Source organism: Sporosarcina sp. P34 (genome assembly GCF_002743375.1).
GTDB lineage: Bacteria > Bacillota > Bacilli > Bacillales_A > Planococcaceae > Sporosarcina.
Window position 1 is genome coordinate 20,239 of record NZ_PDZC01000008.1, and the last position, 13,890, is coordinate 34,128.

Sequence of the window (13,890 nt, forward strand, 5' to 3'; positions counted from 1 at the left end):
TGAATTTAACTAGAGTTGTGCATGGATCTGTAAATTTGTGAGTTGAGTAGATACTACTATTCACTGTAGTTTTAAAAGTAAAACAGCTAAGAAATATAGACTAATGTTTAATTATGGTATATGATTGAGTAAATATGATTAGGTAAATAGGAGGATTTTTAAATGTCATCTCTAGTAAAATGTAAAGCTTGCGATAATGATCTCGCAAAAGGTGTAAAGAAATGTCCACAATGTGGAAAAGATCAGCGTAATTGGTTTATGCGCCATAAAATCATGACGTTTTTAGGTGTGTTATTAGTACTGATTATCATTAGTAGTTTAGGTGGCGGTAATGGTACCGATACCGATGAAACGGCAGTTGCTAATGAACAGACAAAAGCTAACGAAGGCAAAAAAGAAGAAATTATTTATTCAGTAGGCGATACAATAAATATTAAACAACTAGATATTACACTAACGCAAGTTGAAGAACTAACACAAATTGGCGATCCACAATTCCTAGGTAAAAAAGCACCAGAAGGATCAGTTCTGGTAGCCGTCCAATACACAATGAAAAATGTTTCGGATAAGCCTGTTGGAATGTTTAGTTATCCTACGGTTAATCTAGTAGATGGAAATGAAACTAAGTACAGTTCTGACTTTGATGGTTCGGTTGCGTATTCCGTAGAAACAGGCATTGACGATTCTAAAGCAGTATCTGATCTAAATCCAGATATTAGCGTGACGAAAGTTGAAGTATATGAGGTATCTGAGACGAGATTTGCGGAAGGCGATTGGTATATTCAGGTTGGCAAAGAGAAAATAAAAGTTAAATAAATTAAATATCTTAATGTAACTAATCTTGTTATTATCATAAATAAAAAACGAGACGTCTAATCAGTTTGCGATTAGACGTCTCGTTTTCGTATGGAGAAATAAGGTACCTGTGTGACAAACCAACATGAATGTTTAAACAATCATGAAAAACACACACACAGGTACCTTTCATTTGAAGAAAAGAGTATTATATCCGGTTGAAAGTTAAGTTGCTTATGAACTATACTCTTCCTGCAAGCAATAGTACTGTATGAAAATGGTTTCGAGTTAAAAGAAGGTATCTGGTCCCAACACAATTCAGAAGCAGTTCTAAATTGAACCAGATTTGTGTGTGGACCTGGTACCTCTTATGAATTTCGCCTACCTATTAATCATTATAATAAATACTAGTACTACGATAAATAATGCTATGGTTACTGACAGCCATCCAATCTTCAACCTACCTAATAAACGATCAACAATAAAGAATAAGATGGCAGAACCAAGGCCGGAAGCTAGTAATACTGCTCCGAAGCCACAATGAATTAAAAAGGAGATTATTTCACGAGTATAAGCTCTTTTAGAAACCTTCTTACTTAACCAGTCACCAAAGATAGAAACAATAACACCATACGTAAGGGCAATCATTAAGTTTAAATAATATAAATTCAAGTATAAATTTATATATCGGTCCTTTTCAAAGCCATCAAGTAATGAAAAAATCAAGGCAAATAACAAACTACTGAGAATAGCCGTTAATATTTTTCTTTTTATAATAATTTCAATTTCCCCTCTCTAGTTTTATTTGACAATCAACTAAAACTTTACAGTATATATCAAAATTCCCGAATGCAATATTCATACTTCCAACGAAGGTGTTAAAGTATTTTGCTTGATCGTGGAAGAGTGATTTATAAAATTAAAAAATAAGGTACCTGTGTGAGAAACAATCATGAAAATCACACAGGTACCTTTCATTTGAAGAAAAGAGTATCATATCCAGTTGAAAGTACCAGGTCCCCACACAATTTGGAAACAATTCTGAATTGAACTAGAGTTGTGTGAGGACCTGCTACCTTTTGCGATCTAACTCCTTATCGCAAGAAGTCCTCAGTAGAAGTTATAGCACCATACATACCGTTAAGTGCACCGACAAACGCGTAATGGACCTGTTCAGCTGGAACGTCTTTACCTTCATAAGATATGTCTGTTGTCGCACATGCATCTTCAATGAGAGTTGTCTCAAAGCCCAGATCCACTGCGGCTCTGACTGTTGCATCAATACACATATGCGTCATCATACCTACCACAACTATTTTGGTAACACCATTTTCACGTAACTTTTTTTCCAAATCAGTCTGTAAAAAGCTGTTAGGGAAATGTTTAATAATAAGGCTTTCGTTTTCCAAAGGTTGAACAGTTTCATGTATTTCCGCACCATCTGTATCTGGAAGGAAGAATCCTAAAGCTGGATCAGCTGCGATGTGCTGAACATGAAAAATATTTTCTTTATTGTTCTGCCTAAACCATTCAAGAACTTTGGCAGCATTTTTGGCAGCTTTATTTGGATTAACTAATTCTATCTTTCCGTTTGGAAAATAGTCATTTTGAATATCTACAATAATTAGCGCTGTGCTCATAATTTCTCCACCTCACTGAGAGTATTTTGGTACACTATAATCATATCTTGTATAGTGATTTTTATCGATATGTTAGCGAAACACTTTCAGCTTAAAAAATTTCACGGTGAAAGGAATACATTATGGAACTTGATAACATTGATTTTAAAATCCTACGACTATTATCCAAAAACTCACGTATTCAATGGAAAGATTTGGGTGAACAAATTCATATGACGGGGCAAGCAGTAGGGAATCGTATAAAAAAACTTGAGAATAGCGGTGTAATAAAAGCCTTTTCTCTAGAAGTCGATGAAATGAAAGTCGGCTTATCTTATACAGCGTTCATTATTATATATATGAAAACAGCGAACCATAATGCGTTTACACGATTCATGAATGATTGTAAGGAAGTAGTAGAAGTTCACCGCGTGTCAGGCGAAGGCTGTTACCATATTAAAGTAAAACTTCACTCTCAAGAACAATTGAATCTCTTTCTAGATAAAATTCTTGAGTATGGAAATTATAGTGTACATTTATCGATACAAGAGATTAAACAACAAAATCCGTTGACTGCTACATGAAATATAGTACTTGTACGAGAAACAAAATAAGGTACCTGTGCGGGAAACAAACAATCATTTTTGTTTCCCGCACAGGTACCTTTCTATTTAGGACGGCAGGTCAACATTAGTAATTCGTTGACGTGCTGTCCTGTTTTGATTCCTTCGTATACTCTTTCTTGGCTTCATCAAAAAAATTAATTTGAGCAGAAAATGTTAGTGCATAGATCGTGATGACTACTGACAATACACTGACTCCAGTAAATAAGGTGATGGAATCTTGGTTTTCTAGCCAAGTATACAAACTTTTTAAGGCCTTCGATTCTTCAAATTGTACTTTGGACATCCTCTTCTTCATCCTCGCTGTTTTCCATTTCTGAAGGAAAATACCCGTTTAAGTACAAAGAAATAAATGAAGTTTAAAAAATAGATTAGTAAAATGTAAACCGCGGACAGATAAGCGAAGAAGCCTATCACATAGCCATATCCTGCTGCGTTTATATTCGGAGTAAGTAAAGAATAAAAAGCGGCAATGGAGACAGTCAGAAAGAACGAGAGTGAAATTGCGTAATACTTTGGATAAGCTCTTTCCTTTTTATGTTTGCGATACCAAATGACTAAAAATAAGGCTATCGCAAATGCCATATAAAAAATAAACAAAATAGGTAATTTGCTATGAAAGGTCAAGCTTGTTGGAATGGCACAAAACATCAAGATATATAGTGGAATTTCCATACCACTCAATTTACTAAAGTCTGCTAACTTCCAAGCTTTTCTCACTATCATCCCTCATTTGTACGAATAAGTAATACAATCGTTACTCTAAGTATATCAGCAAAAGCAACGCTATATATGATTCTATTAGATATACATTCATAGTGAAGTGTGACAAAACAACGGGAATGTAAAAATCATCATGAAAGTTTGACACACAGATACCTATAATAAAACTTTACCTCTTATGTTGAAACTATTTTAGTAATTCTCCGTCTGTACGTTGATTAGAAAACTAGTATTTTGAGAGGGGACGAGAGAAATGAAGAAATTATTTGCAGTAGTTACTGTATTCTTATTGGCGTGCAGTTTACCGTTTTCAGCGGCTGCAGCCGATAAGCAAAGGTTTTCTGATGTGCCGCCGTCCAAGCATTTTGCAGAGGCCGTGAATGAGTTGGCTGCACGTAACATCATAGGAGGTTATCCAGACGGTACGTTCAAGCCCGGGAATTCGATTACGCGAGGACAAGCTGCAGCGATTATCGCGAAGATGATCGGTCTGGATACATCGAATGTAAAAGGCAAAAAGTTTAAAGATGTATCAGTATCTTATGGTTTTTATAATGCGATTGCAAAAATGGCGGAAGAAGGGATTATTGGAGGGTATCCAGACGGTAGTTTTAAACCAGATGAGCCAATTAAGCGTAAAAATATGGCCGCGATTCTTGTGAAAGCATTCGATTTACCTCGTGATGTGAATGTGAAAAACCCATTCAAAGGAGAAGTGGGCATTACAAACGACGTACTTGTTATTTACAAACTCGGCATTACTTCGGGTACATCTCCTACAACATTTAGCCCGAACGCATCGATTACAAGAGGGCAAGCTTCAAAAATGCTTGTGGCGGCGGAGCAAGTCATGCTGAAGAATGCTGTGACAGTGGAAGCAGTCGACTTGGGATGGGATACGATTGAAGCGATTATCGATGATGAAGTGAATCCGGACGTATTCCATGCAGTAAAAGTTAAAGGGCAAAAAAAAGGTATACAAGATCAAGTACAACTGTTTCCGGTCAAGGAGGGAACAGGTGGAATTGTAATTTGGGGAAGAACAGCGGAAAATAAATGGAAGTATCAAAAATATTATGTCCATGTGAAAAAAGAGGGCAACGAACTACGTTTGACGTTAGAAAAGACGGATGAATCACTGCCGACACTGGTATCGCTCAATACGAAATATAAACCCGTACAGAATATAGCTCTGGCCAAGACGGACGGAGAGAATATCTCTGACAACGTAACGATTGAAAAAAATGAATATAATTTTACGTATATTAGGATTGAAAAGCCGGGCGATTATATCGCGACGGTTCGCTTTTCAAATGGAGACGAAGTGCGCTACAGAGTGACAGCTTTTGAAATGGATGACAGCTTTTTATATGGTGCACATTCGGTAGAAATAGGACCGCCTGTTGACCCGCTTGATCCGGCAAACCCGGAGAAGCCGTTGCCAGGGCAGCTGACGACTTATCTGCCCGAGGATCTGCAGGATGACGATTACAGAATTGCTCATGTAATGCTCACCATGATGGGGCAAAAAGTGACGCACTATCCAGCCGATTATCTGATCACCGATCCCATCAAAGACGGACCGTACGGCGAAATGCGTGAGATCGAATTTTACGAAAGACAGTTCGGTAAATACAACGAAATGGCGAAGCAGAACATCCTCTACTTAAAATGGTTTACCAAAGAGGATTCGGTCGTTGGCGAGATGCTGAACCGCTGGCTTGAAGGCGATTTCTCACAAGTGACTAAGGACTATCGAACGTTACGCGCGATGACAGACGATGATTACGGCAACTGCGCCGATGTATGTCCGGACGACTTCATCAAAGCACGTACTAAACGGGCGGAAGAATATTTCCTTAAAACAGTTTCCGGAGCAGAAGCTGTAAAACGTTTCCATGCGGAATGGGGTGCCAGGTCCCAACACAATTCAGAAACAATTCTGAATTAAACTAGAGTTGTGTGTGGACCTGGTACCTATTTTCAGAAAACTAGGACGTTGAGAGAGGATGAGAGAAATGAAGAAATTATTTGCAGTAGTTACTGTATTTTTATTAGCCTGTAGTTTACCCTTGTCAGCGGCTGCAGCTGATAAGCAAAGGTTTTCTGATGTGCCTTCGTCAAAGCATTTTGCGGAGGCAGTGAATGAGTTGGCCGCACGTAACATCATAGGAGGTTATCCTGACGGTACATTCAAGCCCGGAAATTCGATTACGCGGGGACAAGCGGCGGCGATTATCGCAAAAATGATCAAATTAGATACAACTAGCGTCAAAATTCCAGGCTTTACGGATGTTTCATCATCGCACGGCTTCTACAAAGCAATTGCTGCGATGGCGGAAAAAGGGATCATCGGTGGGTATCCGGATGGCAGTTATAAGCCGAATGAGCCAATTAATCGAAAGAACATGGCATCAATTCTAGTGAAAGCGTTCGATTTGCCACGTGATGCAGCTACAAATCATCCGTTCAAAGACCCGAGCGGAATTACAAATGACGTACTGATTATCTACAAACTAGGCATTACCACGGGAACGACGCCTACTACATTCAGTCCCAACGCATTTATTACACGTGGTCAGGCAGCGAAGATGTTAAAAGCGACTGAAGAGGTGGATACGAAACATGTCGTGACGTTGGATGCTGAGGATTTCGGATGGAATAAACTCGAAGCTAGTCATGCAGACACATTGAACACAGATGTATTTACAGCTGTTTTAGTCAAAGGGAAAGAAGGCTATACGAAAGATAAAATTCAATTAATCCCTTTAAAAGAAGGGAAGGGGTCTTTGATTGTAAGTGGAGTAACTTCCAAAGAATTTGCACCTATTGAATATATCAAATACTATGTGCATGTCGAAGAAGTGAATGGTGAGCTGAAGTTGACACTGAAGGAAACGGATGAATTTCTGCCGACAGTAGTGAAGATTTGGTCTTTTGAGAAAGAGATTCAGAATATTTCTCTTTCTACGATGGATGGTAAGAAACTTTCCGACAGTGTGGAATTGCTACCATGCGGTATATATGAAACTTGTTTTGAAATTGACAAAGCGGGACAGTACATTGCCACTATCCGTTATAAAGAAGGTGATGAAGTACGATACGGAGTGGAGGCAAAGGCAATGAACGATAGCTTTTATTATACAATCCGTACGTTACCAGAAAAAACTTCTGCCGTTTATGATGAAAATGAAAAGTTTGACATAGGTCAACATAAAATTATTACAAAAAATCATGAACAGATTGCGACGGTGACACGTGATCCGGGTACGAATACTTTCCGTGCGACTGGAAAGAAGGAAGGCTATGTCGAAATGGAATTTGAACACATAACCAATCAAGGGACGATTTGTGACGGGATCGGTGGATATTGCCAAACTGACCACGTTACAGGATTAACTGTAAGTGTGGAACAACTGGGTTCTATTATGTACGTTTCCATGTTTTCAAAAGTGCTTCCGGATCACTGATGGAAGGATAACGTAGTAAAATTAGGTACCTGTGAGAGACAAACCTATATGTTTGTTTCTCACAGATACTCGGTCTGTTAATGTACGAACGATGTATATATATCAGATTCCTGTCCATACTATATAGCGCAAATGAACTCTTTTTCCAAAGTAGCTCAGCGGTAGAGCAATCGGCTGTTAACCGATCGGTCGCAGGTTCGATTCCTGCCTTTGGAGTACACGAAAAACTCTCCCGACCGGCTATGTGCGGTCAGAAGAGTTTTTTTGTTTTGCGTAGGTACCTCATTCATCATCCCATGCTGTTCCGTTCACACGCTTTTCACTCATCAGTTCACTGACGGTCCCCAGACGAAAACCTTTCTGTGTGATTTGTGTAATCATATCTTCCATTCCTTCAGCTACAGGTTGAGTCGGATGCATTAAAACCATTGAGCCGTTCTCCACTTGCGATACTACTCTTTTCACCATTTCATTAGTCGCCGGCTTTTTCCAGTCGACTGTATCTACCGTCCATAAAACCGTATGCATTCCTAGCCCGCTTGCGGTTTCCACCGTCTGCTGATTAAAACTGCCGCTTGGCGGACCGAACCATTTGGGCGATGCAATCCCGAGTGTTTTTATGATGACATCATTTGTCTTTTTTAACTCTTCCATTGTTTCAGCTTCTGATTTCTGCTGTAAATCGGGATGGCTGTATGCGTGGTTTCCAATTTCGTGGCCATCATGATAAATCAATTTAGCTAAATCGGGATTTTTACTTACCCAGCTGCCGTCGAAGAAGAAGGAAGCATGGATTTTATGCTTCTTCAGTACATCCAAAATTTCAGGAATATATTCATTACCCCAGGCAACATTAATTAAAAAAGACACCATTGGTTTATCAGGATTCCCTTTGAAAATGGGGTGGGGGACTAGATCTTTCAAATGAACAGAAGGGGAAGTTTCTTTGTAAACGACTTTTGATTCATCCAATTTACCCGTCTTTTTCATTTTCTTGTAACTGGCTTTCAGATCCACTTCCAGTCCATTGTAGCCGGGGATGGCTTTCCACACTCTGTCGACCTTTGCATCCACCGCGGAGATATGATGCGCCTCGCTGAATGATTCTAATTCGGTTATCAGTCTGTCTTTGCCATTTTTAGATGCGGAGGCAGTGCTAACTAAATTCGTATTTGCTCCCCAATGATTGGTGAAAAGTACTAGGTAAAGTATTCCTATACAAGCAATGAAAGACATAAGCCAAATCCGTTTCAGTTTATATCACCTCTTCTCTAGTGAGTAGTGTTTCCTGTACATGGAGAAGTATGTATCGGTACCAGGTCCCCACACAATTTGTAAACAATTCAGAATTGAGCTAGAGTTGTGTAGGGACCTGGTACCTACCTGCGTATACTTCCGCTATAAATTGCAATACTAAGCTTGTTATCATTTATTTTACATGGTGGAGGCGAAGTATATGGCAAAGCATTCTGGCCCGAGTTGGAAAAAGGATCATCCGGGCACGTTTTTTGGTAATTCGGTAGAGAAAGCAGATCGTGCAGTGAAACAAGCGATGTCTCATCCAGAAGAGATGGCCATCGAGCATGCGTTTAATGCAATCGAGCGCGCTGAAAACGCGTTTAGGAATGCAGAGCAATTTAACAGTGAGTTAGATACGATTCAGCAACATAAGGGGCACTTAGATTTGATTAAACAGCAATTGAATGAAGCCCAAAAGAATAAAAGCGAATAATCCATCATGGACCTAAGTCATCCCATTACTTTAAAAGGCAGGTATCTACGTGAGTAACATACGTGGATGTTTACACTATCATGAAGGAGGTTTTTCCATATCCAGAAAATTAGTAGCCTCTATTAAAGAGCAGGCGATTTCGCTGGATGACCCGTCTGCATTTGACCGGCTTCTGAAAGAGGTAGGAGACGCACAGATTGTGATGATTGGTGAGGCAACGCATGGAACTTCTGATTTCTATCGATTGCGCGCTGAATTCTCAAAACGCCTCATACGGGAAAAGGGTTTCGCTGCCATCGCTGTGGAAGGCGACTGGCCGTCCGTACAGAGAATAAACAGCTACGTCAAAGGCTACAATGATCAGCCTTCCCTCAACGAGTTGCTGTCGCATTCATTTAGCAGGTGGCCGTCTTGGATGTGGGCGAATGAAGAAATTGAAGAATTTGTCACGTGGCTGGCCAATGAAAACAGGCGACGTGATTCAGACTCCTCAGTCGGCATGTACGGCATCGACCTGTACAGCTTATACGATTCTATCGATGAAGTCCTGAACTTCCTGGAAAGCCATCCATCCTACGGTGCCGATCTGGAACTTGCCAAAAAAGCATTCTCCTGTTTTGAACCGTATAATCGGATGCCCGAACACTATGCCTTGTCTACTGCCCACTTCACGGATGAATGCATGACAGAGGTAACGAGCCTACTGGCATCCATTCGAACCAATGAAGAGCACTATCCGCGCGCGAATGAGCAAGATTTGAACCTAACTATGAACGCTCTCGTAGCGAAAAATGCGGAAGCCTATTACCGGGCGATGCTTCAGGATGATGAACGGTCATGGAATATTCGCGACACCCATATGGCAGAAGCAATTCGGGACATACAAAATTATTACGGCAAAGACGCCAAAATTATTGTGTGGGAACATAACACCCATATCGGTGACGCATCGGCGACTTCAATGATAGACCATGGATTGACAAACGTCGGCCAGCTGATCCGAGAGCAGTATGGTAAGGACAATACGTACGCGATTGGTTTCGGCACATATGAAGGGACAGTCATTGCAGGAAGCAGTTGGGGAGAGATGCCGGAAGAAATGATCATACCGCCTGCACGTTTTAATACATGGGAAGGCCAATTGCACGCAGCAGGCGCACATGACAAAATGCTGTTGTTCACTGATGAAAACCGAAAGCAGTTTAACGAATGGATCGGCCACCGCGCTATCGGCGTAGTCTACAATCCCGAGTTCGATGCCCAAAGCAACTTCGTCCCCTCCCGCATTAGTGAACGCTACGACGCCTTCCTATATATCGACCGCTCGACTGCGTTGAAGCCGTTGAGCTGGTAAGAGAAGGTACCAGGTCCCGACACAACTCAGAAACTATTCTGAATTGAACTGAAGTTGTGTGTGTACCTGGTACCGCCAAAAAAACAGCGCACCCTCACCGTACACAAGAGGATGCGCTGTTTCTATTCACTTTTCTTCAATTAACCCACTATCCACCAAGAATTCCTTGGCGACGAGTTCAACCATCATGCCGTCATTATCGACTTTTCCGTTCATGATTTGCATGGCTTCCTCATCGATTTTACCTTCGAGAAGACCAAGTACTTCTTCAAGTTCAGGATATTCTTTGAGCGTTTCATCTCGTACTAACGGCAGTGCATGGTAGGGAGGGAAGTACGATTTATCGTCTTCTAACACACGTAGATTCGCAATCGCCAACTGTCCATCTGTCGTGTAGGAGTTTATGACGTCTACTTCATTTGCACCAATTGCACGATACATCATGCCGTGGTCCATTCCTTTAACGTCTTTAAACGCGATGTCATATTCCTTTTGGAAACCAGGCAATCCATCTGGTCGGTCGATAAACTCGAACACGGCGCCTAGTGTAAAGTCCTTCGAAACCTTAGCGAAATCACTAAACGTCACGAGGCCTAACTCTTCAGCTTTCGCCTCATCCAGTGCCAGTGTATACGTGTTATTAAATCCGAATGTACCGAGCGCGGTGATGTTGTCACCGGCGACGAGCCGTTTGGTCGCAGCTAATGTTTCATCAGCCGTACCAGGTTTTTCTTGATAATATGTTACGACAATGGTTCCTGTGTAGTCAGGGATGACGTCGATATGGTCATTTGTCATGGCGTTCCAGACGACAGATGAGCCGCCGAGGTTTTCTTTGTAAAGAATATCTAGACCTAACCGATCCTCAATTAATTGTCCCATGATATTAGACAAAATAATACTTTCCGTATTATTTCGAGAACCGAGTCTAAGGGAATCTTTTTCATTGAATATACAGCCTGAGAGTAGGCTAGCCAGTAAGGTCGTGACGAGCAATAGTGTTAGTTTGTTTTTCACCATCATTTCAATCCTTCCGGCGTCGTCCAACGTTCAACGGCGCTAAAGAACGTTTCAAGGGCAATCGCAAGGATCGCCGCTGGAATGGCCCCAAGTAAAATCAATCCGTCTATTCCACGTGTAATGCCGAGGAAAATGAAGTCTCCAAGTCCGCCTGCTCCGATGAATGCAGCGAGAGTCGCGTTACCTACGTTAATCACTGCAGCTGTTCGAATTCCGGCCATAATAATAGGGACTGCAAGAGGCAATTCTACTTTAAACAAAATTTGCCTGCTCGTCATACCCATACCTCGCGCGGCTTCGATTGTGGCGGGATCCACGTCTTTAATCCCTGTGTATGTGTTTCGCATAATAGGCAGTAACGAGTAAAGGAATAACGCAGCAATTGCAGTTTTCACGCCAATTCCGAAAATGGGAATCATGAAACCAAGTACAGCTAAACTCGGGATGGTTTGCATAATACCTGCCGCACCCAAGACCCCAGTTTTAAGTTTAGGTACGCGTGTAATAAGAATTCCGAGCGTTACAGCAATAAGTACTGCGAGGATCATCGAGAAAAATACGAGTTGAATATGGATGGAGGTCGCTTCAAGCACTTCCGGCCATCGCAATTTAGTTTGTTCCACAAGTTGTTGCCATATATTTAAATTATTCATGTAGATCGTCCCCCCTTATCTGTCCATTGACTAGACATCGCAGAGAGTAAGGAGCCGCGGTTAACGAGTCCTACAAGTATATGATGTTCATCGACAATAGGGATCATGCCAAACGGTGAGGTGTCCATCATGATAATTGCATCTTTTGCCGTTGCCGTATCCACTAAATAAGGTACTGCGGGTTTCATCACTTCATCGATGGTTTGGATGCCGTCCATATTTTTAATCAAATCATAAGCAGAAACAATCCCAAGTAGCTTCTTATGATCATCTACAACGAGAAGATCCGTTATTTTTCGTTGACGTATTAGCGAAATGGCTCGTTCTGGAGAAATGCTAGAACGGGTCGTGACAACCTTCTCTGCCATGATTTCTGTAACAGGCATCAGTTCAGGATTTTGGATAATTCGATGCTTACCCATAAACTCTTCTACAAAGCCGTGTGCGGGTTCGTGTAGTAATTTCTCTGGAGTGTCTAACTGAAGTAAATTGCCATCTTTCATAATGGCGATACGGTCGCCCATCTTTAATGCTTCATCCATGTCGTGTGTAACAAAGACAATGGTCTTCTTTAATTTTTTGTGTAGCTTAATTAATTCTTCTTGCAACTGTTCACGTGTAAGGGGATCCAGCGCACTGAACGGTTCATCCATTAAAATGATTTCTGGATTTGCTGCAAGCGCTCTCGCAATTCCGACACGTTGTTGTTGACCACCTGATAATTCTTTCGGATAACGTGTAGCATAAATTTCCGGATCCAGTCCGACTAATTCAAGTAGTTCGTGTACACGTGTAGTAATTTCTTTTTCATCCCAATTTTTAAGTTGCGGTACAATAGAAATATTTTTTTCAATCGTATAGTGAGGAAAAAGTCCGATTTGCTGAATGACATAACCAATATTTCTGCGGAGTTCAGCGACGTTGTAAGATTTGATATCTTTGCCGTTGATAGAAATTTTTCCACTTGTGTGTGGAATAATTCGGTTAATCATTTTCATTGTAGTCGACTTACCTGATCCACTAGGTCCTATCAGAACAAGTAATTCGCCTTTAGCAATCTCGAAGTTGACAGATTTCACAGCTTGAAATCCACCATCGTACATTTTTGTAACATTTTCAAACTTAAGCATAAGTACCTCCTGTATGTAATGAAAAGAAAATCTTGTTTTTAAACGATTCCCAAATTGATAATTAAGCACTGAACGATGCCTCTTAACGAATTCAGAAAATCACTCACCAAATTACCTTAACATATTAGTAAAGTATGTTCAAGGAGGGATGAATTTATAGGGTACCAGGTCCCCACACAACTCAGAAACTATTCTGAATTGGACGGAAGTTGTGTGCGTACCTGGTACTTTTTGTTGGAAGAGTTTGTCCTTCAACTTTGATTTCGCTAGTAAATACGTATAAAATATACTTCTGTACTCTTATAAATTACTGGAGAGGTACGGGTGTACATACTGAATAAATGTTAACGTGGAGGGTTTTTATGAATTATAGAATTAGTAACAAGCAGGTATTCGAGCAAGCGCAGTTGCGATCGGTGTCAGATGTGCCGTTTACGGAAGAAGAACTGCAAAACGGTATGCGGTTAGCGGTAGCTAAGGAAGACCCTACGTTGGCGCTATATTTGGTAGAGGTAGACGGTCAGAGGAAATTTGAGGTTCGTTGGGATGATTCGCACGAGCTTTTCACGGGCTGGTATTCGGCTTGGGAAAATTTCACATGGTGTTTAGATATCGCAAGTAACTAATTTCACAGATACGTATGTGCAAAACTATCCATATGCTCTACATAAAAGACTCCGCGGGTTTATACAAACTGGCGGAGTTTTTTTGTGTGTCGGTACCAGGTCCCTACACAATTCAGAATTGTGTGGAGTTGTGTGCGGACCTGGT

The 13,890-nt window shown here is 40.9% G+C and carries 14 protein-coding genes and 1 tRNA gene; 8 read left to right on the top strand and 7 right to left on the bottom strand.

The annotated features are described in order from the left end of the window. Positions 1-162 precede the first annotated feature (162 nt). A complete protein-coding gene (locus CSV63_RS11945; RefSeq protein WP_099696015.1) occupies positions 163-816 on the top strand; it encodes a DUF4352 domain-containing protein in 654 nt (217 codons plus the stop codon). Between the two features lie 1,073 nt (positions 817-1,889). On the opposite strand, the gene CSV63_RS11955 is transcribed toward CSV63_RS11945, so the two are convergent. After that, positions 1,890-2,435: a cysteine hydrolase family protein gene (locus CSV63_RS11955; protein ID WP_099696016.1), complete on the bottom strand. Its 546-nt coding sequence runs from the start codon at positions 2,433-2,435 to the stop codon at positions 1,890-1,892. Positions 2,436-2,557: 122 nt separating this feature from the next. Between CSV63_RS11955 and CSV63_RS11960 the strand changes: the two genes are divergently transcribed. Further along, positions 2,558-2,998 (top strand): Lrp/AsnC family transcriptional regulator, encoded by a 441-nt coding sequence (locus CSV63_RS11960; protein WP_099696017.1) that lies wholly within the window; start codon positions 2,558-2,560, stop codon positions 2,996-2,998. A 106-nt stretch (positions 2,999-3,104) separates the two neighbouring features. On the opposite strand, the gene CSV63_RS11965 is transcribed toward CSV63_RS11960, so the two are convergent. Continuing rightward, positions 3,105-3,323 carry a hypothetical protein gene (locus tag CSV63_RS11965; protein WP_099696018.1) on the bottom strand — a complete coding sequence of 73 codons (219 nt, stop codon included), beginning with the start codon at positions 3,321-3,323 and terminating at the stop codon, positions 3,105-3,107. An 8-nt stretch (positions 3,324-3,331) separates the two neighbouring features. Next, positions 3,332-3,757: a hypothetical protein gene (locus CSV63_RS11970; protein ID WP_099696019.1), complete on the bottom strand. Its 426-nt coding sequence runs from the start codon at positions 3,755-3,757 to the stop codon at positions 3,332-3,334. Positions 3,758-4,013: 256 nt separating this feature from the next. Here CSV63_RS11970 and CSV63_RS11975 point away from each other — a divergent pair, with 256 nt between their 5' ends. From CSV63_RS11975 to CSV63_RS11985, 3 genes are all read left to right on the top strand, one after another. Beyond that, positions 4,014-5,711 (top strand): S-layer homology domain-containing protein, encoded by a 1,698-nt coding sequence (locus CSV63_RS11975; RefSeq protein ID WP_099696020.1) that lies wholly within the window; start codon positions 4,014-4,016, stop codon positions 5,709-5,711. A 67-nt stretch (positions 5,712-5,778) separates the two neighbouring features. Further along, complete coding sequence (locus CSV63_RS11980; protein ID WP_099696021.1) at positions 5,779-7,230, top strand: S-layer homology domain-containing protein; 1,452 nt, start codon at positions 5,779-5,781, stop codon at positions 7,228-7,230. A 144-nt stretch (positions 7,231-7,374) separates the two neighbouring features. Then, a tRNA-Asn gene (locus CSV63_RS11985) sits at positions 7,375-7,446 on the top strand. Positions 7,447-7,512: 66 nt separating this feature from the next. Here the strand turns inward: CSV63_RS11985 and CSV63_RS11990 are convergent. Continuing rightward, positions 7,513-8,283, bottom strand: coding sequence for a polysaccharide deacetylase family protein (locus CSV63_RS11990; protein WP_233192071.1), 771 nt, complete (start codon positions 8,281-8,283; stop codon positions 7,513-7,515). A gap of 403 nt (positions 8,284-8,686) precedes the next feature. On the opposite strand from CSV63_RS11990, the gene CSV63_RS11995 reads away from it, so the two are divergent. Further along, positions 8,687-8,962 carry a DUF2564 family protein gene (locus tag CSV63_RS11995; protein WP_099696023.1) on the top strand — a complete coding sequence of 92 codons (276 nt, stop codon included), beginning with the start codon at positions 8,687-8,689 and terminating at the stop codon, positions 8,960-8,962. Positions 8,963-9,011: 49 nt separating this feature from the next. Continuing rightward, on the top strand, positions 9,012-10,316 hold the full coding sequence (locus tag CSV63_RS12000; protein WP_233192072.1) for an erythromycin esterase family protein: 1,305 nt from the start codon (positions 9,012-9,014) through the stop codon (positions 10,314-10,316). Between the two features lie 126 nt (positions 10,317-10,442). On the opposite strand, the gene CSV63_RS12005 is transcribed toward CSV63_RS12000, so the two are convergent. The 3 genes from CSV63_RS12005 to CSV63_RS12015 are packed head-to-tail and all read right to left on the bottom strand — an operon-like array spanning position 10,443 to position 13,119. After that, entirely contained in the window at positions 10,443-11,339 is an 897-nt protein-coding gene (locus tag CSV63_RS12005; RefSeq protein WP_233192074.1) for a glycine betaine ABC transporter substrate-binding protein, read from the bottom strand. After that, complete coding sequence (locus CSV63_RS12010; protein ID WP_099676217.1) at positions 11,336-11,989, bottom strand: ABC transporter permease; 654 nt, start codon at positions 11,987-11,989, stop codon at positions 11,336-11,338. Before CSV63_RS12010 ends, CSV63_RS12005 begins: the two co-directional genes overlap by 4 nt. Then, the gene (locus CSV63_RS12015) at positions 11,986-13,119 is read right to left on the bottom strand and encodes a betaine/proline/choline family ABC transporter ATP-binding protein (protein ID WP_099696025.1); all 1,134 of its coding nucleotides are present in this window, start codon (positions 13,117-13,119) and stop codon (positions 11,986-11,988) included. Before CSV63_RS12015 ends, CSV63_RS12010 begins: the two co-directional genes overlap by 4 nt. 362 nt (positions 13,120-13,481) lie before the next feature. On the opposite strand from CSV63_RS12015, the gene CSV63_RS12020 reads away from it, so the two are divergent. After that, entirely contained in the window at positions 13,482-13,745 is a 264-nt protein-coding gene (locus CSV63_RS12020; RefSeq protein WP_099696026.1) for a hypothetical protein, read from the top strand. Positions 13,746-13,890: the final 145 nt, after the last annotated feature.